Annotated in this window: 27 protein-coding genes; 13 read left to right on the top strand and 14 right to left on the bottom strand. The window is 73.1% G+C overall.

Annotation, left to right across the window (positions count from 1 at the left end):
- Positions 1-90 precede the first annotated feature (90 nt).
- The gene (locus ACFQ46_RS23545; RefSeq protein ID WP_380262635.1) at positions 91-1506 is read right to left on the bottom strand and encodes a GDSL-type esterase/lipase family protein; all 1416 of its coding nucleotides are present in this window, start codon (positions 1504-1506) and stop codon (positions 91-93) included.
- Between the two features lie 300 nt (positions 1507-1806).
- Between ACFQ46_RS23545 and ACFQ46_RS23550 the strand changes: the two genes are divergently transcribed.
- On the top strand, positions 1807-2547 hold the full coding sequence (locus ACFQ46_RS23550; protein ID WP_380262638.1) for a VIT family protein: 741 nt from the start codon (positions 1807-1809) through the stop codon (positions 2545-2547).
- Here ACFQ46_RS23550 and ACFQ46_RS23555 read toward each other — a convergent pair.
- A complete protein-coding gene (locus tag ACFQ46_RS23555; RefSeq protein WP_380262640.1) occupies positions 2524-3582 on the bottom strand; it encodes a M56 family metallopeptidase in 1059 nt (352 codons plus the stop codon). The genes ACFQ46_RS23550 and ACFQ46_RS23555 overlap by 24 nt on opposite strands.
- A complete protein-coding gene (locus tag ACFQ46_RS23560; RefSeq protein ID WP_380262642.1) occupies positions 3579-3965 on the bottom strand; it encodes a BlaI/MecI/CopY family transcriptional regulator in 387 nt (128 codons plus the stop codon). The genes ACFQ46_RS23555 and ACFQ46_RS23560 overlap by 4 nt, the downstream gene beginning before the upstream one ends.
- Before the next feature lie 137 nt (positions 3966-4102).
- Between ACFQ46_RS23560 and ACFQ46_RS23565 the strand changes: the two genes are divergently transcribed.
- A complete protein-coding gene (locus ACFQ46_RS23565; protein WP_380262644.1) occupies positions 4103-4654 on the top strand; it encodes a DUF2231 domain-containing protein in 552 nt (183 codons plus the stop codon).
- A 59-nt stretch (positions 4655-4713) separates the two neighbouring features.
- Positions 4714-5541, top strand: a complete 828-nt coding sequence (locus ACFQ46_RS23570; protein WP_380262646.1) for an undecaprenyl-diphosphate phosphatase — start codon at positions 4714-4716, stop codon at positions 5539-5541.
- Positions 5542-5588: 47 nt separating this feature from the next.
- Here the strand turns inward: ACFQ46_RS23570 and ACFQ46_RS23575 are convergent, their stop codons facing one another.
- Positions 5589-6848, bottom strand: a complete 1260-nt coding sequence (locus ACFQ46_RS23575) for a multidrug effflux MFS transporter (protein ID WP_380262648.1) — start codon at positions 6846-6848, stop codon at positions 5589-5591.
- Positions 6849-6969: 121 nt separating this feature from the next.
- Positions 6970-7797, bottom strand: a complete 828-nt coding sequence (locus ACFQ46_RS23580; RefSeq protein WP_380262650.1) for a helix-turn-helix domain-containing protein — start codon at positions 7795-7797, stop codon at positions 6970-6972.
- A gap of 92 nt (positions 7798-7889) precedes the next feature.
- On the opposite strand from ACFQ46_RS23580, the gene ACFQ46_RS23585 reads away from it, so the two are divergent.
- The 7 genes from ACFQ46_RS23585 to moeB all read left to right on the top strand — a co-directional run bounded on the left by ACFQ46_RS23585 (position 7890) and on the right by moeB (position 13720).
- Positions 7890-8381, top strand: a complete 492-nt coding sequence (locus ACFQ46_RS23585) for an SDR family NAD(P)-dependent oxidoreductase (protein ID WP_380262652.1) — start codon at positions 7890-7892, stop codon at positions 8379-8381.
- 2 nt (positions 8382-8383) lie between these two features.
- On the top strand, positions 8384-8587 hold the full coding sequence (locus ACFQ46_RS23590) for a hypothetical protein (RefSeq protein ID WP_380262654.1): 204 nt from the start codon (positions 8384-8386) through the stop codon (positions 8585-8587).
- Between the two features lie 45 nt (positions 8588-8632).
- Positions 8633-9352 (top strand): ZIP family metal transporter, encoded by a 720-nt coding sequence (locus ACFQ46_RS23595; RefSeq protein ID WP_380262656.1) that lies wholly within the window; start codon positions 8633-8635, stop codon positions 9350-9352.
- A gap of 79 nt (positions 9353-9431) precedes the next feature.
- Positions 9432-10625, top strand: coding sequence for an acetylesterase (locus ACFQ46_RS23600; protein ID WP_380262658.1), 1194 nt, complete (start codon positions 9432-9434; stop codon positions 10623-10625).
- Positions 10622-11758 carry a Gfo/Idh/MocA family protein gene (locus ACFQ46_RS23605; protein WP_380262660.1) on the top strand — a complete coding sequence of 379 codons (1137 nt, stop codon included), beginning with the start codon at positions 10622-10624 and terminating at the stop codon, positions 11756-11758. The genes ACFQ46_RS23600 and ACFQ46_RS23605 overlap by 4 nt, the downstream gene beginning before the upstream one ends.
- 43 nt (positions 11759-11801) lie before the next feature.
- Positions 11802-12614: a hypothetical protein gene (locus ACFQ46_RS23610; protein ID WP_380262662.1), complete on the top strand. Its 813-nt coding sequence runs from the start codon at positions 11802-11804 to the stop codon at positions 12612-12614.
- Positions 12611-13720, top strand: a complete 1110-nt coding sequence (gene moeB / locus ACFQ46_RS23615) for a molybdopterin-synthase adenylyltransferase MoeB (protein WP_380262664.1) — start codon at positions 12611-12613, stop codon at positions 13718-13720. Before ACFQ46_RS23610 ends, moeB begins: the two co-directional genes overlap by 4 nt.
- Before the next feature lie 24 nt (positions 13721-13744).
- Here the strand turns inward: moeB and ACFQ46_RS23620 are convergent, their stop codons facing one another.
- The 5 genes from ACFQ46_RS23620 to ACFQ46_RS23640 all read right to left on the bottom strand — a co-directional run bounded on the left by ACFQ46_RS23620 (position 13745) and on the right by ACFQ46_RS23640 (position 17819).
- Positions 13745-14743 carry a tyrosine-type recombinase/integrase gene (locus tag ACFQ46_RS23620; RefSeq protein WP_380262666.1) on the bottom strand — a complete coding sequence of 333 codons (999 nt, stop codon included), beginning with the start codon at positions 14741-14743 and terminating at the stop codon, positions 13745-13747.
- Positions 14744-15069: 326 nt separating this feature from the next.
- On the bottom strand, positions 15070-15567 hold the full coding sequence (locus tag ACFQ46_RS23625) for a ubiquinol-cytochrome c reductase iron-sulfur subunit (RefSeq protein WP_380262668.1): 498 nt from the start codon (positions 15565-15567) through the stop codon (positions 15070-15072).
- A gap of 492 nt (positions 15568-16059) precedes the next feature.
- Positions 16060-16566, bottom strand: a complete 507-nt coding sequence (locus tag ACFQ46_RS23630; RefSeq protein WP_380262670.1) for a hypothetical protein — start codon at positions 16564-16566, stop codon at positions 16060-16062.
- 55 nt (positions 16567-16621) lie between these two features.
- Positions 16622-17401, bottom strand: coding sequence for an alpha/beta hydrolase family protein (locus tag ACFQ46_RS23635; protein ID WP_380262672.1), 780 nt, complete (start codon positions 17399-17401; stop codon positions 16622-16624).
- A gap of 211 nt (positions 17402-17612) precedes the next feature.
- The gene (locus ACFQ46_RS23640) at positions 17613-17819 is read right to left on the bottom strand and encodes a DUF4229 domain-containing protein (protein ID WP_380262674.1); all 207 of its coding nucleotides are present in this window, start codon (positions 17817-17819) and stop codon (positions 17613-17615) included.
- 110 nt (positions 17820-17929) lie between these two features.
- Here ACFQ46_RS23640 and ACFQ46_RS23645 point away from each other — a divergent pair, with 110 nt between their 5' ends.
- Positions 17930-18298, top strand: coding sequence for a VOC family protein (locus tag ACFQ46_RS23645; protein ID WP_380262676.1), 369 nt, complete (start codon positions 17930-17932; stop codon positions 18296-18298).
- A 25-nt stretch (positions 18299-18323) separates the two neighbouring features.
- On the opposite strand, the gene ACFQ46_RS23650 is transcribed toward ACFQ46_RS23645, so the two are convergent.
- Positions 18324-19250, bottom strand: coding sequence for a helix-turn-helix transcriptional regulator (locus ACFQ46_RS23650; protein ID WP_380262722.1), 927 nt, complete (start codon positions 19248-19250; stop codon positions 18324-18326).
- Between the two features lie 97 nt (positions 19251-19347).
- Here ACFQ46_RS23650 and ACFQ46_RS23655 point away from each other — a divergent pair, with 97 nt between their 5' ends.
- Positions 19348-19911 (top strand): DinB family protein, encoded by a 564-nt coding sequence (locus tag ACFQ46_RS23655; RefSeq protein ID WP_380262678.1) that lies wholly within the window; start codon positions 19348-19350, stop codon positions 19909-19911.
- A gap of 1 nt (position 19912) precedes the next feature.
- On the top strand, positions 19913-20350 hold the full coding sequence (locus tag ACFQ46_RS23660) for a VOC family protein (protein ID WP_380262680.1): 438 nt from the start codon (positions 19913-19915) through the stop codon (positions 20348-20350).
- A 27-nt stretch (positions 20351-20377) separates the two neighbouring features.
- On the opposite strand, the gene ACFQ46_RS23665 is transcribed toward ACFQ46_RS23660, so the two are convergent.
- From ACFQ46_RS23665 to ACFQ46_RS23675, 3 genes are read right to left on the bottom strand one after another with little or no spacing between them, the layout of a single operon-like run.
- The gene (locus tag ACFQ46_RS23665; RefSeq protein ID WP_380262682.1) at positions 20378-21094 is read right to left on the bottom strand and encodes a hypothetical protein; all 717 of its coding nucleotides are present in this window, start codon (positions 21092-21094) and stop codon (positions 20378-20380) included.
- Positions 21095-21107: 13 nt separating this feature from the next.
- A complete protein-coding gene (locus ACFQ46_RS23670) occupies positions 21108-22085 on the bottom strand; it encodes a 3-hydroxyacyl-CoA dehydrogenase family protein (protein ID WP_380262684.1) in 978 nt (325 codons plus the stop codon).
- A 57-nt stretch (positions 22086-22142) separates the two neighbouring features.
- Entirely contained in the window at positions 22143-22940 is a 798-nt protein-coding gene (locus tag ACFQ46_RS23675) for a triose-phosphate isomerase family protein (RefSeq protein WP_380262686.1), read from the bottom strand.
- Between the last annotated feature and the right edge of the window lie 170 nt (positions 22941-23110).

Consider the following 23110-nt stretch of genomic DNA (forward strand, 5'->3'; position numbering starts at 1 on the left):
GCCACCCGTCGATGACCACCCGGTCGGTGATCACGCAGAGCGTCGATGAGCGGTAGCGCCCGACGGTGCGAACTCTCGAGGCGGACACCGTCACGAGTGACCCCACACGCTCGACGTCAGCAGGGCCCACCGCGCGGCACGACCGGCCTCGTTGGGGTGCACCTCGTCCACGAGGAACGCCGGGTGCGCCGCGACCACACCGGACCAGGCCATGACGTGCAGGTTCGGCCACCGCCGCGTCGCCGCGGCCAGGCGCTCGTTGCGGGCGCGGAAGTAGTCGCCGGTGGCCCGGTCGCTGCCGTGGAAGCCGAGGTCGTACCAGTAGACGGGTTTCCCCGCGGCCAGGCCCATGAACCAGTCGATCTTCTGGTCGAAGTAGCCGTTGCCGACGGGCACGTGCCCGCTGGGCGCCGGAGCGGTGTCCCCGAGCGGCCACGTCCGGGTCGGGAAGGCCGCCCGGTCGCGCAGGGCGTCGTTGGTGCCCAGACCGAGCACGAGGACGTCGCTGTCGCCGACGGCCCGACGCAGGTCCACCGTCGCCGTGGGGGTGGGCATCCCCGGCCAGGAGGAGCGGAAGCCCTGGTCCTCGACGAAGGCCTGCATCTCGTCGCTGGTGGAGCCGGGCCAGCCGAAGCAGGCGGCGGTGGCGGCCGGAACGGTGGCGGGAGCGGTCTGCGCGGTTCCGCCGCAGGCGCCGTAGGTGATCGAGTCCCCGATGACGGCGATGCGCGGGACGGTGCTCACCCCGACGTGCCCCGTCGCCGCGTCCCAGGTGATGGATCCGAACTGGAAGTCGCTGCGCCGCCCGCCGGCAACGTCGTACTCGTCGCTGGTGGGGTAACCCAACCGGCCGCCCTCGTAGCCGGTGTCGGCCCACGCGCTCAGGATCGCGCCGCGCACCGTCCGCGCACCGGTGCGCGCCGTCCAGTAGACGACGCCACCGCTGAACCGCTGCAGCCGTCCGCCGTCGCGGGGCAGGGGGACCTCGCTCGTGAGGGGGAAGCCGAGGGGGGAGTTCTCCCACCCCAGCACCGCCCACTCCTCCCGGATCGCCCCGGCGACGTCGTGCGCGCCGGTGGCGGGGCTCCAGTAGATCGACCCGCCCTGGAAGTGCTGACCGCGGCCACCGCGCACCTCGAACTCGTCGGTGGTGGGGAAACCCAGGGGGGAGTTCTCCCACCCGGCGCTCGCGTACTGGCCCCGGATCGCGCCGTAGAGGGTGTGGGCGCCGGTCGCGGGGCTCCGGTAGAGCGAGCCGTTCTGGAAGGGCTGTGCCGCTCCGCCCCCGTTCACCGGAGCCTCGTTGCCCGTGCACGTGCCCAACGCCGACGAGCGACCGCCCACGGCCGCGTAGGTCTGGCCGAAGTCGCCGGTGACGAGGCACCCGCTCGGCGGTGCGGCGACCCGGGAGGTGCGCGTGGTGACCCCCGAGGGGGAGGAGGGCTGCGGGGTGGGGTCGCTCGGTCCCGCTCCGGCGGGTGCCGGGGTCGCGGTCGCTGCAGGCACCTGCCCGGGCACCTGCGTCGATGCCGACCCTGCCACCGATGCCGATGCCGATGCCGATGCCGATGACACGACCGGGGCCAGCAGGGTCAGGCCCGCGAGGGCGAGCACGGACAGGGAGCGACGGGCGAGCATGCCGACCGATCGACACCGTTCACCCGTACGCCACCGGCGGTTGCGCCGAACGGGGGAAGAACCTCACCGCGTCACCCGTCCGGCCCACCCGCCGCTCAAGGACCGCGGGTCGGGCGTCGACGCGGCGCGTGGGTGGCGGTGCCGCGTCCCCGGCGCTTGGCTGGGCCCGTGACCGACGACCTCGCCCGCGCTGCCACCCAGACGTCCCACGCCGGGGAACCGGCCCTGCACCGGGGCAGCCTGGCGTCGCGGTTGAACTGGCTGCGGGCCGGTGTCCTCGGCGCCAACGACGGCATCGTCTCGGTGGCGGGTCTCGTCGTCGGCGTCGCGGGGGCCACGACGGACCGGACGGCGTTGCTCACCGCCGGTGTCGCGGGCCTCGTCGCCGGGGCGCTGTCGATGGCGGCGGGGGAGTACGTGTCGGTCTCCACCCAGCGCGACACCCAGCAGGCCCTGCTCGCCGCGGAACGCCGTGAACTGGCCGAGATGCCGGAGGAGGAACTCGCCGAGCTCACGGCGATCTACGTCGACAAGGGCCTCTCCCGCGCCCTGGCCGAGCAGGTGGCTCTCGAACTGACCGCCCACGACCCCCTGCGCGCCCACGCCGACGCCGAACTCGGCATCGACCCCGACGAGGTCGCAGGCCCCTGGACGGCCGCCGGGACGTCCGCGGCGGCGTTCACCCTCGGGGCCCTCGTCCCCCTGCTGGCCATCCTGCTCACCCCGGTCGCGGTGCGGGTGGCGGCGTGCTTCCTCGCCGTCCTGGTCGCGTTGGCCGTCACGGGCGGGGTCAGCGCCCAGCTCGGCGGCGCCGGGCGGCGCCGGGCGGGTCTGCGGACGGTCCTGGGCGGCGCGCTCGCGATGGCCGTCACCTACGGGATCGGCTCACTGGTGGGTCGCAGCGTCTGAGGGGCGGGTCGTCGCGCCCGACGCCGCGGTCGCGCCGGCCGGGGCGCGGGTGTCGTCCAGGCGGGCGATCGCGCAGTAACCGGTGACCAGCGAGGTCGACGAGGCCAGCAGCACGATGGCCACCAGCAGCAGCGTTGCGGACCGCGTGGAGCGGTGGCGCTCCGGGCGCAGCAGGTACTCCACCCGGTGGACGACGTCACCGCCGGTGGCCGCAGGAGCGGGGTGAGCGGGGGGACGGCGCTCGCGCGGCACCATCCGTGCCCGCGCCAGGGCGGCGGTGGCGATGGTCCGCGCGGTGAGTTCCTGGTCCGCGACGCAGGCGGCCGCGTCGAGGTCCGCCTGCCGTTCCGCGGCAGCGCGCACGACCTCGGGCACCCCGCGCAGCAACGGGTTCAGCACCGCGCACGACTCGGCGAGCTGGATCCACACCGGGTGCCGGTGGCGCAGGTGGGAGCGCTCGTGCTCCACGAGGACGCGTTGCTGGTCGGGGTCGAGGGCGGCGAGCATCGCGGAGGAGATCACGACCCGTCCACGCTGACGTCCCCCCGCCACCGGGCGTCGCCACCCCGGGAGGGCGAACGCGTCGGGGGAGGCGCTCTCCAGGACGGTCCAGGTCCCCCCGTCGGGGGTGCTGCGGGTGTCCACGTCACGGCAGGCGAGTTCGGCCCTCCACAGGCTGGCGACCACCAGGACGACGTGGCGGGCGGTGGCAGCGAGGAGGACGAGCAGCACGAGGACGACGGGAACGGCCCACCACGAGGACACCCCGGGTTCCGGCAACGCCGTCGGGTGCCACCGACCCCAGTGCGCCAGCCACGACGTGCGGGCCAGCAGGACACCGATCACGACCGCGGCCGCCGTGAGCACGCAGGTCGTCGTCGCGGCCGCCGCGAGCGAGAACAGGACCACCGCGCGCCGCCAGGAGGTCTCCTCGGCCCGCCGGCGGGCCACGACCCGCAGCACCAGCGACCACGCGACGCACAGCGGGACGAGCACGTCCAACGCGTCGGGCACCGTGGCGAGCACGCGGATCACGCGTCCGTTCGGGGGTTCTCGGCGGCGGTGCGCGTGAGGACCTCCAGCAGGAACTGCTCGTCGTCGGGGTCCAGTTCGGAGACGAACCTCGCGAGGATGTCGGTGCGGCGGCCCTCCCCGTCCAGGAGGCGTCGCATGCTGCGCGCGGCCCGGGCGGAGACGACCTCGTCCGGCGCCGCCGCCGGGGCGTAGGTGTAGCCGCGCCCCGCCGGTTCGCGCAGCAACGCCCCCTTGGACCACAACCGGGTCAGCGTGGTCATGACCGTCGTGTAGGCGGGGTCGTCGTCGAGACGGTCCACCACGTCGGCCACGGACAACGGACGGTCCGCGGTCTGCACCACGGTCAGGACGGCGTCCTCGAGCGCGCCGCGCGATCGCCTCACCACCGGTTGACGCCTCCCTGGTCTCCGTGTCTACTACTGAGGCAATAGTAGTCGACGTCGTCGCGTGCAGCTCCCCACCGGCCCCCCGCCAGTGTGCGGCACACCGCTCCCCGAAGCCGCAGCCCTGGAGGAACCCCGTGCTGGACACCATCGACGGACTCCCCGTCCACCCCCTCGTCGTCCACGCCGTCGTCGTGCTCCTCCCGCTGGCGGTGCTCGGCACGATCCTCGTCGCCGTCCTGCCGCGCTGGCGCGTCCGCTACGGCGGGCTCAACGCCCTCGTCGCGGTGATCGCCACCGCCCTCTGCCCGATCGCGACCAGCAGCGGAGAAGCCCTCGAACACCGCGTCGGCGACCCCGGTGCGCACGCCGGACTCGGAGACCAGCTCGTCTGGTTCGCCCTCCCCATGACGCTGCTCGCGATCGTGCTGTGGTGGGTCCAGCGCCGCCACCGCGCTGACACCCCCGACGCCGCCGCCGTCGCCGACACCGCCGACGTCGCGAAGGACCCCGGCGCTCGCGGTCGGGGCCCGCGGGCTGTGCGGGGCCTCGGCGTCGTCGCCGTGCTCTCCGTGGTCGCCGCCGTCGCCGCCGGCGTCCAGGTCTACCGGGTGGGCGACTCCGGCGCCGAGGCCGTGTGGGCGGACCAGATGACCAGCGCCCCCGCCCAGGGCAGCAGCGGAGACTGACCCGAACCACCGAACCACCGAACCGCCACCCGTCGAGAACGATCTGAGGACTGCACCACATGGACATCGCCCAGGCCCTCGTGCTCGGGGTCGTCGAGGGGATCACGGAGTTCCTCCCCGTCTCCAGCACCGGACACCTGACCATCGCCGAACGACTCCTCGGCCTGCGGGTCGACGACCCCGGGGTGACCGCGTTCACCGCGATCATCCAGGTCGGAGCCATCGCCGCCGTCCTGATCTACTTCCGCACCGACATCGTCAGGCTGGTGCGGGCCTGGGTGTCCGGACTCCTGCACCCCGCCGCCCGGCGCGATCCGGACTACCGCCTCGCCTGGTTCGTCATCGCGGGTTCCGTCCCCATCGGCATCGTGGGTTTCGCCGCCCGTGACCTGGTCTCGGGTCGCCTCCGCAGTCTCGGCGTCGTCGCCGTCGCCCTCATCGCGTGGAGCGCGGTCATGTACCTCGCGGAACGGCGGGGCAGTCAGCAACGGTCCGAGCGCGACGTCCGGCTCTCCGACGTCCTGGTCATCGGGCTCGTCCAGTGCGTCGCCCTGGTCCCCGGGGTCTCGCGGTCGGGGGCCACCATCAGCGCCGCCCTGTTCCGCGGTCTGGACCGCGTCACGGCGACCCGGTTGTCGTTCTTCCTCTCCATCCCGGCGCTGACCGCCGCCGGGGCCTACGAGGCCGCCGGCAGCGCCTCGGACATCAGCGCCAGCGTCGGCTGGACCCCCACGCTCGTCGCGACCCTGGTGAGCCTCGTCGTGGCCTACGCCTCCATCGCCGGGTTGCTCCGACTGGTCGCCCGCCACCCCATCACCGTCTTCATCGGCTACCGGGTCCTCCTCGGCGTCGTGCTGCTCGTGCTCCTGGCGACCGGAGTCCTCTGAGCGGGGAGTGACGCGTCGCGCCCGACGCCGGACCCGACGGCCACGGCTCAGAGCCGAGCACCACCACCACCATCGCCGGGGAAACGCCCGACCGGGGTGCCGGCCCGCCGGCGGGTTCCCGTGACGCTCACCAGGGCCGCCAGCGAGACGAGGGCGCCCACCGTCATCAGCAGCGCCACCGGGACGGAACTGTCCTCCCCACCGAGCCCGGCCAGCGGAGCCGCGACCCCGGCCGTGCCCCACTGCAGCATCCCCAGCACCGCCGAACCCGTCCCCGGGTGGTCCGGCACCGCAGCGTTGGCCAGGGCACCGGCGTTCCCGAGCACCAGACCGATCGCCACCATCAGGGCGAAGAAGCACCCCAGGGCCAGCGGCAGCGGAGTCCCCAGCCAGAACGCCCCCACCAGCATGCCGACACCGGCGGCCAGGGCCAGGACCTGACCGGTGAGGATCACCGAGCGGGTCGCGACCCGGCCGGCGAGGCGGGCCGAGACCAGCGACGCCACCGTCATGCCCACCGCGTTGGCGGCGAAGGAGACCGAGTAGGCGATGGGGCTCATCCCGTTCATCGACCGCAGCACGAACGCCGACGTCGCCACGTAGGCGAACAACGCCACCACGGCCGCCGAGCACACCACCAGGTAGCCCACGTACTCCCGGTTCCCCAGGACCTCGCGCGCCGCCCGGACGAAGGCCCCCAACCCGCCGGGGTGCCGATCCGCCACGGGCAGGGACTCCGGCACGACGAACCACACCACCACGAGGGTCACCGCGGTGATCACCGCGATGACCCAGAACGGAGCCCGCCACGTCGAGAGCTGCAGGACGACCCCACCCAGCAGCGGCGCGAGGATCGGCGCCACCCCGCCCACGCCCTGGACGAGGTTGAGCGAACGCACCAGCTGGTGACCCGTGGCCAGGTCGACCACGACGGCCCGACCGATGACCATCGCCCACCCACCGGCCAGACCCTGCACGAACCGCGTCACGGCCATCACGGTGATCGTCGGCGCGAGGGCACAGGCGACCGAGGCCAGCAGGACCACGACCACCGCGACCAGCAGCGGCCCACGACGACCCCGCTGGTCCGAGACCGGACCACCGACCAGCTGCCCCACCGCCATCCCGGTGAAGAACGTCGTCAACGTCAACTGCACCGCGGTGGCCGAGGTGTCGAGATCGCGGGCGACGTCGGGAAAGGCCGGCACGTACATGTCGGTGGCCAGCGGAGCGATCGCCGTCAGGAGGACGACGGTGGCGATGAGCGCGGCGGGGACCGGTCGGGTCTCCGACGGGGAACGGGTCACGGGGCTGCGGTTCCGATCGTCGCGGGGTGCCGGTGGAGGTCCGTCGACGGTAACGAGCAGCGCCGCGCGGGAGGAGTCCCTGCCGTGAGGTGTACCGCCAGTACACCCGGCGGCCAGCCCGCTACCGGCCCGGAGCGTCGACGGTCCGCGTCAACCGGGACAGGCGTTCCGCGTCCCGGCCACCCGCGACGGGGGAGTACACCACCAACCGCACGTCCGACCCCGGGAACTGCACCACGTCACCGTCGAGCACGACCGTCCCCACCTCCGGGTGCTCCACCCGCTTGCGCATCCCGCGGTAGCGCGCCGGCCGCGCCGCACCCCACCGCTCCACGAACTCCGGACTCGCCTCCCGCAACGCAGCGACCAGGTCCACCAGCTCCGGATCGTCGGGATGCTCCACCAGCGCCACCCGCAGGTCACCCACGATCGCGTCCCGGAACACCTCGTCCTCCACCGGGTCCACCCGCACGTTCGGGTTCGGCTGCGTCATCTCGAACCACACCACGTTGCGCGACCGGCCCTCCCCCACCCCACCCAGCAGCGCCGTCCACGCCGAGTTCCACCGCAACAACCACCAGTCCGCCGAGTAGACGGCCGCCGGCCACTCCCGCAACCGCGACACCACCCGTTCCGCCCCCTCGGGGACCTCACGCGACAACGCCCCCCGCACCGGGGCCAACCCCGCCGCCCGGTGCAGCAGGTCGGAGTCCTCCGTCTCCAGGCGCAACGCCCGCGACAACGCCGCCACCACCGGAGCCGACGGTCGCGTCGCACGCCCCTGCTCCAACTGCACCAGGTAGTCCACCGACACCCCCGCCAGCAGCGCGAGCTCCTCACGGCGCAACCCCGGCGTCCGGCGCGCGGTGACCACCATCCCGCTCGGCCCCACGTCGCAGCGGTTGCGCAACCCCCGCAACAACGTCCCCAACCCCGCACTCCCGCTCACCCGGGCATCATGCCCGTGGGCCGGGTGGTGCCGGCAGTCCTACCGAGGCCCAGCGCCTTCCGCCCCGCAGGAGCGACCCGCAAGGTGGCGCCATGGACACCATCACCCTCGTCACCGGCGCCAACAAGGGCATCGGCCGCGAAACCGCCCGACGACTCGCCGCCACCGGACACACCGTCCTCCTCGGCGCTCGCGACCTCGACCGCGGTCGCTCCGCCGCCGCCGACCTCGGCGTCGACTTCCTCCACCTCGACGTCACCGACCAGGGCAGCGTCGACGCCGCGGCCGCACGGGTCCGCAGCGAGCACGGTCGTCTGGACGTCCTCGTCAACAACGCCGCCGTCAACTCCGGCGTCGCCCCCCTGGAACGGACGACGGCGGAACAGGCCGCGGCGGTCCTGGACACCAACCTGCTCGGGGTGCTGCGCGTCACCAACGCCTTCGTGCCCCTCCTGCAGAACTCCGAGCACCCGCGGATCGTCAACGTGTCCTCCACGGTCGGTTCCTTCGCCGCGACGTTGGAGCACGACATGTTCGACTGGGAGGTCGTCCCCCGATCTACGCCGTCTCCAAGACTGCCCTGACCATGCTGACCCTGAAGTACTCCCGCGCGCTGCCCGGGATCCTCGTCAACGCCGCCGACCCCGGCTACACCGACACCGACCTCAACGACGGCCAGGGGACCCAGACCGTCACCGAGGGCAGCGACGCGATCGTCCGCCTCGCGACCCTCCCCGACGACGGCCCCACCGGGACCTTCGTCAACCGGGAGGGCGCGCTCGCCTGGTGAACCGCACGGACGGCGCCCGGTCCCGTCGCGGGGGACGATCACGAGGTGCTCTCGACCATCGCCCTCTACACGCTGGTCCCGCTCGCGGCGGCCCTGCTCTCCGGCGGCATCGCCGCGGTGCGTGCCCCCGGTCCCCGCCTCACGAGCGGCCTGCAGCACTTCGCCGCGGGTGTCGTCTTCGCGGCCACCGCCATCGAGCTCATCCCCGCCGTGCTCGAACGGTCCCCGTGGGTCGCGGTGGCGGGGTTCGCCGCCGGCATCGCCGTGATGTTCACCTTCCGCCACGTCGGCGCCCGCATCGAACGCGGACGCGCGGCTCGCGGGGCGCTGGGGGTCCCGGTGGGGCTCATCGTCGCGACCGGCATCGACTTCCTCGTCGACGGCGTCATCCTCGGGGCCGGGTTCTCCACCGAGGCCCAGGTCGGTGTCCTGCTCACCGTGGCCCTCGCCGTGGAGTACCTCTTCGTGGGTCTGTCCATCTCCGCCTCGATCGCGGGAACCCTCCCGACCTTCGTGGTGGCGCTGCTCCCGGCGGTCCTCGCCGTGCTCACCATCGGCGGTGCCCTCGGCGGGGCCGTGCTGCTGGGCGGTGCGTCGCCCGCCCTGCTCGCCGGTGTCCTCGCCTTCGGTGCCGTCGCCTTCATGTACCTGGCCACGGAGGAACTCCTCGTGGAGGCGCACGAGAGCGGCGAGACGAGCGTCGGGAGCGTCGGGTTCTTCGTGGGGTTCCTGGTCTACCTGGTCCTCTCGGAACTCATCTCCTGAGGGTGGCTTGCTGGCCCGGAAGACCGCCCACTACGGTGCGAGCAAGCGCTTTCCCGACCTGCGACGGAGCCGGACCGACATGACCACCACTGATCGTCTCGGAGTCTTCGACGGGTTGGTGGAGGTCCTCGAGGACTCCTGGCCGTTGTTCGGCGACGACGCACCGACGCCGGCGGAGGTCAGCCGGCGGCTGCACGGGGTGCTCGGGGTCCCGCGCGTGCCCGGCGTCGCCGAGGCCGACGTCCGCGTCGAGGCCGAGTGGGTCCGCGGCGACCTGTCCGGGCGGGAACTGTCCTGGGAGGCCGGGTTCGGGCCTCGCGTGCGCGGCCGGTTGCTGCGACCCCTCGACGGTCCGCAACGGTTGCCGGCCGCGGTCTTCCTGCACTGCCACGGCGGGATGAAGCGGTTCGGGCTGGACAAGCTCGCCGACGGGGCGGACGGTCGGCCCGTCCACCCTTCCCTCGGCGTGGTCCGGGACGCGCTCTACGGCGGCCGGGCCCCCGCCGAGGAACTGGCCCGTCGCGGCCACCTCGTCCTGGTCCACGACGCCTACGGCTGGGGGAGCCGGCGGTTGCCCGTGGCGGCGATGCCCGCCCGCAGCGAAGCCGTCGCCGAACTCGAACTCGCCGCGCGGGAACTGGCCACCGGAGCACCGCTCGACGAGGCCGCGACCTACGACGTCCACGCCGGTCCGGCCGAGGACGCGATCGCCAAGGCGCTGGGTCTGCTGGGCACGTCGTGGGCGGGGTTGATCGCGCGGGAGGACCTGCTGGCCCTGGACGTCCTGCGCGCCACCGGCGAGGCGCTCGACGGCGTCGCCCTGGTGGGTCTGTCGGGAGGCGGCGCCCGGGCCGCCATCGCCTCCGCGCTGCGACCCACCCCGGAGGGCGGCATCGGTCGGGTGGTGCTGGCGGCCATGGTCTCGACGTTGCGGGACCTGCTGGCCCGGCACGTGCACTCCCACACCTGGGCGTTCATGACCCCCGGCCTGGCGCGGGTGGGCGACTGGCCCGACGTCGTCGCGGCCGCCGCGCCCCGTCCGCTGCACGTCCACTACGCCACCCGCGACCGGTTGTTCCCGAGCGAGGGCATGACCCGCGCGGACGACGTCATCCGTCGTCGCTACACCGGAGCCGGTGCGGCGCAGGCCTACAGTGCGTCGTTCGCCGACGTGGGGCACTCCTTCGACGCGGCCGCGCAGCAGACGGCGTTCGACTGGCTGGAAACCCCCGGACCCGTCCCGGGTCCCTCGTCCCCGGAGGTAGCACGGTGAACCCCGTCCCCACGATCGCCCTGGCCGGGGTCCACGGCTACGGACACTCCTACCTCGCGCGCCTCGGCCCCCGGATCGCCGCCGGCACGTTCCGCTGGGCCGGCGTCGCGGACCCGCGGCTCGAGGTCGGGGCGCTCCCCGACGGTCTGCCCACCGACGTCCCCCGCTACGGCGACCTCGCCGACCTCCTCGCCGAGCAGCGACCCGACGTCGTCGCCATCGCCACCCCCTTGCACACCCACGCGGACCTCGCGGAACGGGCGCTGCGCAGCGGGGCCGACGTGGTCCTCGAGAAACCCGCGGTGACGGGTCTGACGGAGTTCGCCCATCTCCTCGACCTCGCGCAGGCGGAGGGCCGCAGCGTCCAGGTGGGTTTCCAGAGCCTCGGGTCCGCCGCGCTGGACCACGTCCGTACCCGCGTGGCCGAGGGCCGGATCGGGGAGGTGACGGGTTTCTCCGCGGCAGGGTGCTGGGTGCGTGCCCGCTCCTACTTCACCCGCGCCCCCTGGGCGGGTCGCCGCCGGCTCGGGGATCAGGTCGTCGCCGACGGCGTCCTGACCAACCCGCTGGCCCACGCGGTGGCGACCGCGCTGGCCGTCGCGGGCCGCCAGTCCCTCGAGGACGTGCTCGCCGTCGAGGTGGACCCGTTCCGGGTCAACGACATCGAGACCGACGACACGACGTCCGTCGTCGTCTCGCTGCGCGACTCCCCGGACCTCGTCCTGGCCGCGACGCTGGCGGCCGCCGAACCCGGCGAACCGTTCGTCGTCGTGGAGGGGACCCGCGGCCGGCTGACGCTCTACTACACCCTCGACGTGGTCGTGGAGGAACTCCCGGGGCGTCCACCGGCGACGACGCAGCACACCCGGGTCGACCTGCTCGACGACCTCCTCCGCCACCGCGAGGACGGCCGGCCGCTGCGGTCCCCCCTGGCGTCGGCCGGTGCCTTCACGAGGGTCCTCGACGCGATCGTCAACGGCCCGGAACCCCGGGTCGTGCGACCCGACGCGTTCCGCGTCGTGGAACTGCCCGACGGTGACGAGCGGCGCGAACTGCCCGGTGTCGAGGAGGCCGTCCACGAGGCCCTACGGCGGCGGAGCACGTTCAGCGGGTGCGGGGTCGACTGGACGTGAGCCGTCCGGAGGTCCTGTCGGAGCGGACCCCTACGGTGACGGCGTGCGCACCTGGGTCGACCTCGCTCTCGCCGTCCTCGCCGCCGCCGTCGGCGCGGCCCTGGCGCTGGACCGTGGCGACATCTGGAACCCCTCGGCCGGCGTGGTCGTCACCCTCGTCGTCCTGACCGCGGTGCTGGCGATCGGTTCCACGGCCGAGCACGTCCTCGCGCGGGCGCTGGACCGGCGTGCCGACGCCGACCGCGAACTGCACGACGACCTGCTCTCCGGGGCCTTGTGGGCCGTCGTCGACGCGACCGGCGGCCGCCTCGACCCGCGCGACCTCGCGCTCGCCGCCTACCGCGTGCGCCGGCCGTTCCTGCGCCCACCCCGGCTGGCGCGGGTGCACCGGGTCCGGTCCCGGCGCCGACCGGTGGCGTCGGGGGTGCGGTGGGCGCCGGGCAAGGGCGTCATCGGGGAATGCGTCGCGACGGGCGCCGTGATCGCGCGCGACGTCAGCGTCCTCGACGCCGCCGGGGAACGGCAGGGACTGACGGTGGAGGAGTTCCGCCGGGTCGTCGGCAAGTACGCCGTCGTGGTCGCCGTCCCGCTCGTCGACGACACGGGGGAGACCTCCCGCGTCACGGGGTGCGTGGCGCTCGACGGGCCGGCCGGTTCCCTCGAGCTCCTGCGCTCACCCGCCGTCCTCGGGGTGCTCGAGGCGACCTCCCGTGCCCTGCAACGGCTCACGGGGTCCGCGCCACCCGCGGTGGGTCAGGGGGTGGACTCCGGGGGCGACACCCTGCGCGCCGCCCTGCAACGCCAGGACAGCCCGCCCGAGCGGATCGCCGCAGCGGGAGGGAAGGTTTCCCCGTGACCCCGAACGCGCCTCTCGTGGAACCCGGCCCGCAGCTGACCGACGAGCAACGCGCCCGCTACTCGCGGCACCTGCTGCTCCCCGAGATCGGTGAGGTCGGGCAGCGGCGGTTGCTGGCCGCCCGGGTCCTCGTCGTCGGCGCCGGCGGTCTCGGGTCCCCGGCGCTGCTCTACCTGGCGGCGGCCGGCTTCGGGACGATCGGCGTCGTCGACGACGACGTCGTCGACGCGTCGAACCTGCAACGCCAGATCGCCCACGGCACGCCGGACGTCGGGCGGGCGAAGGTCGACAGCGCGGCCGAGGCCGTGCGACGGCTGAACCCCGGGGTCGTGGTCCGGACCCACCGTGAACGTCTCACCGCGGCGAACGCCCTCGACCTGGTGCGCGGCTACGACCTCGTCCTGGACGGCTCCGACACCTTCGCGACGCGGTACCTGGTCAACGACGCGTGCAGCCTGGTGGGTGTGCCCTGGGTGTGGGGTGCGGTCCTGCGCTTCGACGGTCACGTCAGCGTCTTCCACGCCGGGCACGGACCGACCTACCGCGACCTCTTCCCCACGGCCCCGCCACCGGGAACCGTCCCCGGCTGCGGCGAGGCGGGTGTGCTGGGCGGGGTGTGCGGCGCCGTCGCCTCGACCATGGTGACCGAGGCCGTGAAGGTCGTCACCGGTGCCGGCCGGCCGCTGCTGGGGCGGGTCCTCGTCCACGACGCGCTCGCGATGACCTGGCGCGAACTGCCGCTGCGCCCCGACCCCCGACGCGAACCCGTCACCGGCCTGGACACGCTGCCCGCGGTGCAGGCGCGGGCGTTGATCGCGACCGCGGGAGGTGCGACACCGCTGGTCGTCGACGTGCGGGAACCGGTCGAGCACGCCGAGTCCGCGATCCCGGGATCGCTCAACGTGCCTCTCGCGCACGTCCTCGCCGACCCGGGGATCCTGCCCCCCGGCCCGCTCGTCCTGCACTGCGAACGCGGGACCCGTTCCGCCCAGGCGCTGAGCGCGGTCCTGGCGACGGGCCGCACCGACGTCGTGCACCTCGAGGGTGGGGTCGTCGCGTGGCGGGCGGCGGGAGGACCGGTGGTGGGCACGGCGAGCGCGCCCTGACCCGTGCGGCGGTGGTCCCCGTCGTCACAACCCCACGTGCGCCGCGGGGTTCCGCGGGAACGGGCGGTCCTCCCGGACGCACGCGGCGAGGGCCGCCGCCGACCGGTGGCCGGTCTGGCGGGCGATCGACACCGAGGGGACACCGGCGCGCGACGCGGCCGTGACGAACCCGGCCCGCAGGCTGTGACCCGAGAAGAGGGTCGGGTCCAGCCCGACATCGAGGGTCCGGCGCTTCACCACTTCCGCGACCCCGCGGTCGCCGAGGCGTTCGGGCCGCAGGGAGCGACCGCCCTTGGTCATCCGGCGGAACGCGGCCCCCTCGGTGAGCCGCGCGACGGTGACCCAGGCCTTCCAGGAGCGAACGGGGCAGGTCTCGAGCCGGTGACCGCGGGGGAGCTCCACGGCCCGTTCGGCCCGTGACCCCGCCTCGCGGATCGTGACGAGGAGGCGTCCGGGGTCGACGACGACGTCGGACACGTCGAGCGCGCTGAGTTCGGAACGCCGCAGCGCCCCGGCGAACCCCATGACCAGCAGCGCCCGGTCGCGGTGGTCCATCACCGTGTCCTGCAGCGGGGCGACGAGGACCGCGAGGTCGCGGACCTCGACGGCGTCGACCTTCCGGGGCTTGCGCTGCGGTTCGTGCACCCGCCGCAACCCGCGCCAGACCAGCGAGACGCGCTCGCCGTCGGTGGGGGAGGGGACCCCGATGATCCCGTGCGCGACGGCGATCGCGGCGAGGCGACGGCGCAGCGTCGCGATGGACAGCGTCTCGACGTGGTCGGCGAGGTAGGCGGCGACCGTCTCCGGCTCGGCCGGCAACGGCTGCCGAGTGGTGCGGGTGCACCACTCGGCGAAGTGGGCGAGGTCCACGGCGTAGGCGTTCCAGGTCCCGGGCGCGCGCACCGCCCGACGGACCGGGTCCAGCAGGGTGAACCAGAGGCCCAGGGTCTCGGCGTCGAACGCGCCGGGGACAGGCAACGGCGGCAGGGCCGCGGCAGCGAGTTCCGGCATCTCGTCGGTCATGTCTCCACAATGGCGTTGAAAATTCAGTTATTGGAGTCAATCCGTGACCAGAATGGTCATGTCGGCTGCGCCACCAAAGCCTGCCTGTACAACGGGGGGTTCTGGGCCGGACGGACACCCCTGGCCCGACTCAGGAGCACGTGCCGCCGGCGGATGTCCCGCTGTCGACACCGCACTCGAAACCAGCGTGGACGTCGGGGAAGAGCACGGCGGTCGCGACCAGGACGTTGAACAGCAGACCGATGCCCGCCGGCGGCAGGACGATCCTCCCCGTCGACCTCCCGCCGCGACACCGGAACCGCACCGGGGTGCCCCGGCCCGGAAGGTCAGGTCGCCGCGACGACCGAATCGCCGTCGACGGTGACCTTGAACGGGGTCAGGGGATCCGTCGCGGGCCCGTTCAGGACGGCGCCGGTGAGGGCGTCGAACTTCGACCCGTGGCAGGGGCAGTCGAGCTCCTTCTTCATCACGGCCACCGCGCAGCCCTGGTGGGTGCAGAGTCCGCTGAAGGCGACGATCTCGCCCGCGGTCGGCTGGGCGACGACGACCGGTGCGCCGCCGGCCGCCGTGACCAGGAGGGCCGAGCCCACGGGCACCGCGGACACCGTGGTCAGCGCCCCGTCCCCGCTGGAGGTGGCGCTGCCGGAGGAGCTGGTGGACGAGCTGCTGCTGTCGGTGGTCGCGGGGGTGGTTCCGGCGTCGTCGTCGCTGCCGCAGGCCGCCAGCAGGGACCCGACACCGAGGGCGCCACCGCCCACGGCGAGCGCCTTGCGCCGGGACAGGAGCCCGGGAGTCACGGGCTGGGGCAGTCGGGCGTCGTCCACGAGGATCCTCCGTCGGTCCGGCGGGCCCGATCGGTCCGCTCGGAGGGGACACGGTGTCACGCCCCGTTCGGTTCACCCCGGGGCAGGGTCAGCGTGGGAACGTCGCGCGGGTGGCCGACGACCTGCACGAACGGCTGCGGCACGTCCGGTGGCTCGGCGGATCACACCGTCAACGGGAGGTTCCGACTGCTCGGCTTCGCGGGTAGCTCGGCCGCGTGCCCCGCTTTCGCTGCGGTGCAGGCCGATGCGGAGCGGATCACCGGTCGCTCCCTGGGGTTCGCCGACCCGTTGTCGTACCGGAAGGCGCTGTCAGGTGTGTTCCACGACGTGACCGGGAACCCCGAGGGGAGGTTCACCGCAGTGGTGCGCGACTACCTGACGTGGTGTCGTCACGAGTCTCACTGACCCTCGAGGTCGTGGACGCGCCGAGGACGAGGGAGCGGTGCGGGCCGGGACCCTGCCCTGAGCCGCCCGCGAGCGCCCGGTGCCGGGCTACAGGAGGCGGCGGAGGCGTCGCGCCCGCCGGACCGCCGGGACCGCGGCGTGGAGGTACCAACCGGTCGCGCCGGTGATCGCGATGCCGGCACCCCAGGCCCTCGGGGCGCTGGTCTCCGGCCAGTGCCGCACGAGGAGGGCGTGCGTCACCACGGTGACGGCGCACCACGCCAGGACGCCGAGTCCGGCCCGGAGCAGGACCCGGCGCAGCCGTGCGGACCAGCGTTGCGCGTGCTCGATCGCTCGGCGCCGTTGGTCGGGATCCTGCGGGAGTTCACCGCGGGTGACGAGGTCGTGGACGAGTCGCTTCGTCTCAGCTTCCGGGCTGTCGTCCTCGGTGCGGTACTGGCTGGTGACGAACCCGACGAGGAAGATCCCCACTCCCGTGAGAAGCCGTTCGGGGTCGCCCGTGCCCAGCAGCAGTCCGCCGGCGAAAGCCGCGGTCAGGAGCACGTCGTCGACGAGGCCGTCCAGGGTGGGCCGGTGCCAGCGGCGGTGTGGCACGGTCCACCGCGAGGGCGGTGTGGCGCCCGGTGGTTCGGGTTCGGTCACCAGGTGCTCAGGCACTCGTGGGCGGGGAGACGTCCTTGAGGTACTGGTCGGCCCAGGCGCTGATGATGTGCGCGGCGCGGCGGGCCTGGCCGCGGGCGATGAGCAGGTGGTCGGAGCCTTCGAGGGAGATGAAGCTCCGGGGGTGCTTGGCGGCCTTGAAGATCTCGCTGGCGTTGTCGATGCTGACGGTGTCGTCGGTGGGGGAGTGCATCACGAGCAGCGGGACCGAGAGCCGGTGGATCTGCTGCTTGAGGTCCGCGGTGCGGACGTCCTCGATGAAGGCGCGTTTGAGGGTGAGGGCGCGGCCTCCGACCATCCACTCGGCGTGACCTTCGGACATGACGCGTTCGACGAGGGCGTCGTAGTTGTGTTCGACGTGGCGGGGTTCGGAGGGCGAGGCGATGCTCACGACGGCCTGCAGGTCGGGGATGCGGTTCGCGGCGGCGATGACGGCGGCACCGCCGAAGGAGTGTCCGACGAGGAGGGCGGCGGGGGTTCCCCGTTCGGCCATGAACCCGGCGGCGAGGACGGTGTCGGAGACCTTGTGGGTGAAGGACCCGTCGCCCCAGTCGCCTTCGGAGTCGCCGAGGCCGAGGTTGTCGAAGCGGAGCATGCCGATGCCTTCGGCGGCGAGGCCCTTGCAGATGCGGGACGCGGCGGGGGAGTCCTTGCCGAGGGTGAACCCGTGGGCGAAGATCCCCCACCCGCGGACCTGTCCCTCGGGCAGGTCGAGCAGGCCGGCGAGCTTCTGGCCGGTGGTGCTGAGGAAGGAGACCTGTTCTGCCACGACGGGTCAGCCTAGCGGGCCGGACCCGCGGGGGAGGTGTTCGCGCAGGTCGTGGGGGCGGGCGAGGGCGGCGATGACGACGGGGACGGAGAGGTGCGCGTCGACGTCGTTCCCGAGTTCGAGGGCGTGTTCGGTGAGGAGTCGTTCCGTCGTGGTCTGCGCGACTCCGTGGGTGGAGTGGTGGCGGGTGGCGAGCGCCGGGCAGGTCCGGTCAGCGGGTGCGGCGTTGCGCCCGTGCGGTGATCCGGTCGGCGATCCGACGGCGTTGGTCGCGCAGGAACACCGCGGACAGGACGACGGAGAGGACCAGGGCGACGGCGATGGAGAGTGGTGGTCGAAGTCCGAGGAGGGTCAGGACGGCCAGGGGGAGGACGAGGAACCCGACCCGGAGGAGCGCGAAGGTCACGTAGGGGTTCACGTCCGCCACGGTACCGGTCCTGCGCCGGGGGTGCGGGTCTTGACCTGTGTCAGTTTTCTGACATACGGTCTGCGTGTCAGGCATCTGACACCGACGGAAGGGACATCCCCGTGCCGGTCACCGGACCCGACTTCATCTCGCTGCAGGCGAGCGACCTCACCGCTTCCCGGGAGTTCTACGAGCACTACCTCGGTCTCCGCCGCTCCCCGGCCGGGCCCCCGCACGCCGTGGTCTTCGAGACCGCGCCCATCGCCTTCGCCTTGCGCGACGTCGTACCGGGCACCGACCTCGGCGCTGTCGCGCAGCCAGGCGTCGGGGCGGCGATCTGGTTGCACGCCGACGACGTCCAGGACATCCACGACGCCCTCGTCGCCGGCGGCCACCGCGTCGTCTCGGCGCCGATCGACGGGCCCTTCGGGCGTACGTTCACCTTCGCCGACCCCGACGGCTACCAGATCACCCTCCACGACCGAGCCTGAGCCGAACCCCGGCCTGCGGGAAGTCCTACCGCGTCCCCGCGCCGCCCAGTTGCTGCAGGGTGCGGGCCAGCCGGGTCGCGGCCTCCCGCAGTTCCGGCGGTTCCAGGACCTCGGCGGGGATCCCGAGCCGGGCGATGTGGGCGGCGATCCAGTCGAGGTCGTCGCCGCCGACCTCGAGGACGCAGTGGGTCCCCTCGTCGTGCACGAGGCCGATCGTCGGGGGGACGAGTTCGCGGACCGTCCGGGCCGGGGCGTGCAGGCGGACTCGGACGAGCCACCGGTAGGGGATCGTGGTGACGGAGCGCTGGACGTGTTCCACCGGGTCCGGGTGCTCCCGCGCCCGGAAGCGCCACGTCGTGGCGCGGACGTCGCGCATGCGGTCCAGCCGGAACGTGCGCCAGTCGTCGCGGTCGACGTCGAAGGCCATGAGGTACCAGCGCCGACCGGTCGTGACCATCCGCACGGGTTCCACCGTCCGCTCGCTCTCGCCCCCTGCGCGGGCGGGGTAGTGGAAGCGGACCCGGAGCAGGTCGCGGCAGGCGCGGGCGAAGGTGACGAGGACGTCCGCGTCGATCGCCACACCCTCGGCCACGAGCGTGTCGGTGGCGGCGTGCACGGCGCGGACCTGTTCGCGCAGCCGGGGTGGCATGACCTGGTCGAGCTTGGCCAACGCCCGCAGGGCCGCCTCGGCCGCCCCGCTGACGGTCCCGCCGCTGGCCAGGCGCAACGAGACGGCGGTGGCGATCGCCTCCTCGTCGTCGAGGAGCAACGGCGGCATCCGGGCGCCGGCACCGAGCCGGTACCCGCCCCCCACACCGGAGGTCGCCCGCACGGGGTAGCCCAGGGAACGGAGCCGCTCGGCGTCGCGACGGATCGAGCGTTCGGTCACCCCGAGCTCCGCGGCCAGCTCGGCCGCCGTCCAGGACCTCCGTCGTTGGAGCAGGCCGAGCATCCGGAGCACGCGCTCGGTGGTCCCTTCCCCGCCCACCCCACGATCCTGGCACCGATCGCGGACCGCAGCTGTCCGCGATCGGGGTCACGGTGGTCTCATGAGCGATCAGAGCTGGAACCGACTCCTGCGGGATCAGATGAACCGGCACTGGGACCACCAGGTCCGGAGGGGACTCGAAGGGCTCACCGACGAGGAGTACTTCTGGGAACCGTCCCCCGGCAGCTGGAACGTCCGCTCCCGGGGGAGCAGCACCGCACCCGTGCAGGGTGGATCGGGGGCGATGACGATCGACTTCGCGTACCCCGAACCGAGTCCCCCGCCCCTGACGACGATCGCCTGGCGGTTCGGACACGTGATCGTCGGCTGCCTCGCTCTCAGGAACGCCGCGCACTTCGGCCGGGCGGCCACCGACTACTCCACCTTCGACTACGCCCCGGACGCCGCGACCGCCCTGCGCCAGCTCGACACCGAGTACGCGACCTGGCTCGCCGGGGTGGAGTCGTGGGGCGAGGACGGTCTACTCGCACCCTGCGGACCCGCCGAGGAGGGACTCGCCGACGCCCCGAGAGCGGCCCTGGTGCTGCAGATCCACCGCGAACTCATCCACCACCTGGCCGAGGTGTCGCTGCTGCGCGACCTGTTCCGCACGAAGAAGGCCTGACGTGGCCCGGGAACTGCAGATCACGATCGACTGCGCCGATCCGGCCCGCCTCGCCGGGTTCTGGGCGGAAGCCCTCGGCTACCGGGTCCAGGGGCCGCCGCCGGGGTTCGACACCTGGGCCGCGGCGCTCGACGCCTGGCACGTGCCCGAGGAGCAGCGCAACGACGCCTCGGCCGTCGTGGACCCGTCCGGATCCGGACCGCGGGTGTTCTTCCAGCGGGTTCCCGAGGAGAAGCAGGTCAAGAACCGGCTGCACCTGGACGTCCGTGCCGCTCCTGGACTCACCGGACCGGAACGGATGGCGGCGTTGGAGCGCGAGGCCGACCGCCTCGTCGGCCTCGGCGCGCACCATGTCGCCCGTCTCGAACCCGCCCCACCCACCGGAGCCGGTCACCTGGTGCTCGCCGACCCCGAGGGGAACGAGTTCTGTCTCGACTGAACCGGACGGACCCGTCGGACCGGATCGTCAGTCGAGACGGGCGTAGCGGGCGACCCAGTCGACCTCGACGTCGCTGACGGGCGGGGTGGTCTCGTCCGTCGCGCCGTCCGCGGCGTGGGCCTGCATCCCGAACCACAGCGGCAGCGAGTCCGGTACGGCCCAGGGAACCGGGGTCCCGTCGTCGAGGGTGCCGTCCCAGTCGAGCACTCGGACACCCTCGACGTCGACGGTGAAGCGGCCCGGGTCGATGCGGGCCACCACGGTGGTCCAGGCGGTCTGGTCGTGCTCGACCGCCCAGCCCTTCTGCTCGTGCCGGCCGGTGGTCGGGTCGCTCCAGTGCACGGTGGTGCGAAAGCGGCGACGCTCGCCGCCGAAGTCCTCGACCAGGTCGACCTCGGGTGGCCAACCTCCGCCACCGGGGTAGAGCAGGAACGCGTAGCCGATCCCCGCCGCCGGTCGGGCGCGGAATCGGAACGCCCACGCCCCACCGGTCTGGGTACCGGCGCGGGCGTTGGACGTCCCACCGGAGGTCCAGAGGCCTTCGGTGAAGGTCGTCCGCAACAGCATCCGGGAGTCGTGGCACAGCAGGTGGTCCCGACGCCAACGCGCCTGCGGTCGCCCCTTCGGCTGCCCCTGGTACCCGGACCAGCTGGAGGTGTCGCGGTCGCCGTCGAACTCGTCGGCGAAGACGAGGCGGTACCCCGGTAGTTCCGGGATCCCCTGACCGGAGACCGCGACACCCATGGTGTTCAGGAACTCATTCCGCCAGCGGCGACGGGCCGAGCTCAGCGAGGAGCTCGCCCATCTTCTGGTAGGCCTTGTTGCGGTAGTCGATCAGCGCGGCCAGCTTCTCCGGCTCGAGCTCGAGGAACCCGGAACCGGTTTTCGTGCCGTACTTGCCGGCGTCGACCAGCGCGGTGAGGTTCGCCGGCGCGGAGAGACGCTCGCCGAAGTGGCCCTCGAGGACCTTGAAGCCCTTGGCGTAGACGTCGAGCCCGGCCATGTCGGCGATCGCGAACGGCCCGAAGAACGGCAGCCGGAAACCGAAGGTCGTGGAGACGATGGTGTCGACGTCGGCGGGGGTGGCGACACCCTCCTCGACGACCGACATGGCTTCCTTCAGCAGCACGTACTGCAGGCGGTTCAGGACGAAACCGGGGACGTCCTTCACTTGCGCGCCACGGCGGCCGGCGCGGGTGAGCAGGTCCTCGATGAGGGGCAGGACGGCCGGGTTGGTCGCCTCGCCCATCACGAGCTCGACACCCGGGATGAACGGCGCCGGGTTGGAGAAGTGCACGGTGAGGAACATCGACGCGTCCTCGAACGCCTCGGCCAGGACCTTCACCGGGATGGTCGAGGTGTTGGTGCCGATGATGGTGCCGGGGGTGACGGCCTTCTCCACGCGGGAGAGGACGTCCTTCTTGACCTGCGGGTCCTCGAAGACGGCTTCCTCGACGAAGTGGACGTCGGCGACGGCCTCCTCGATGGAGTCCGCGGGGTGGAACTTCTCCTTGAGGGTGTCGGTGCTGCCCGCGGGGAACAGCCCCTGGGCCTCGAAGAGCTCCGACTCCTTCAGGAGGCGCTCGTAGTTGCGCTGCGTCGACTCCTTGTCGGCGTCGGCGAGCCACACGTCGTTGCCGGCCAGGGCCAGCGACTGGGCGATGCCGCCGCCCATGTAGCCGGTGCCGATCTGGGCGACCTTGGTGATCTTGTCGGTGCGGGGTGCGAGAGGCATGGGAGGTCTCCTGGTGTGGTGGTGGCTGGTTCGACGGTGAACCGGACCTCCCGCGCCTCAGGCGCGGTCGGCCGGCTCGTCGTCCGTGTCGGTGTGGTGTGCGTTGAGCGGGTGGTCCACGATCTCCTGGATCACGAGCCGGAAGTTGGCGACGTCGTGGGCGAAGCGGCCCAGGAACAGGCCGTCCACGCCCTCGGCGACGTCGGTGAACATGCCCGGGCCGGCGCTGCCGCCGTAGAGGATGCGGGTGACCCCACGTCGGTGCGCGAGGGCGTCGCGCAAGCGGGTGGTGACCCCGACGACGTGCTCCGGCGGGGCTGGTTCGGTCTGCCCGATGGCCCAGTTCGGTTCGTAGCCGATGACGACCTCGGCCTCGGAGGGCACGTCCTCGAGCGCGGCCAGCACCTGGCTGATCGTGGTGCGGGCGGCGTCGGGGACGTCGATGCGCACGTTCTCGCCGATGCAGATCAGCGGGACCAGCCCGTTGCGGGCGGCCGCGGCCGCCTTGCGGGCGGTCACGATGTCGTCCTCGGCGAACATGCGGCGACGTTCGGCGTGCCCGATCTCGACGAACCGCGCCCCGGCCTCGCGCAGCGCCGCCGGAGACACCTCGCCGGTCAGCGCCCCGAAGTCCTCCCACGAGGCGTCCTGGGCGCCCACGGCGATGCCCGTGCCGCGCAGGAGGTCGACGCCGGTGGTGATGTTGAGGAAGTCGGGGATGACGAACGCGTCCACGCCGCTACCCGCCACGTCGCGACCGAGGGTCGCGACGTCGGCGAGGTAGCTGCGCGTGCGGGCCAGGGAGAAGTACATCTTCAGGCTGACCCCGACGAGCGGGCGGGGACGAGTCGTCATGGTGCGCGGGCTCCAGATCTAGGTGGGCATCAGCAGGAACCGACGGTACCTGCCTCGCCCTCCGTCGCGGTCTCGTACCCGGTGATGGCGTCGACCTTCTCCGCCGAGGCGGAGGTCTCGTCGAAGACGTAGCCCAGGAACTCCTTCGCCAGACGGCGGGCGAGCTCCTT

Origin of the sequence: Kineococcus sp. GCM10028916 (assembly GCF_042674865.1) — a bacterium.
Lineage (GTDB): Bacteria > Actinomycetota > Actinomycetes > Actinomycetales > Kineococcaceae > Kineococcus.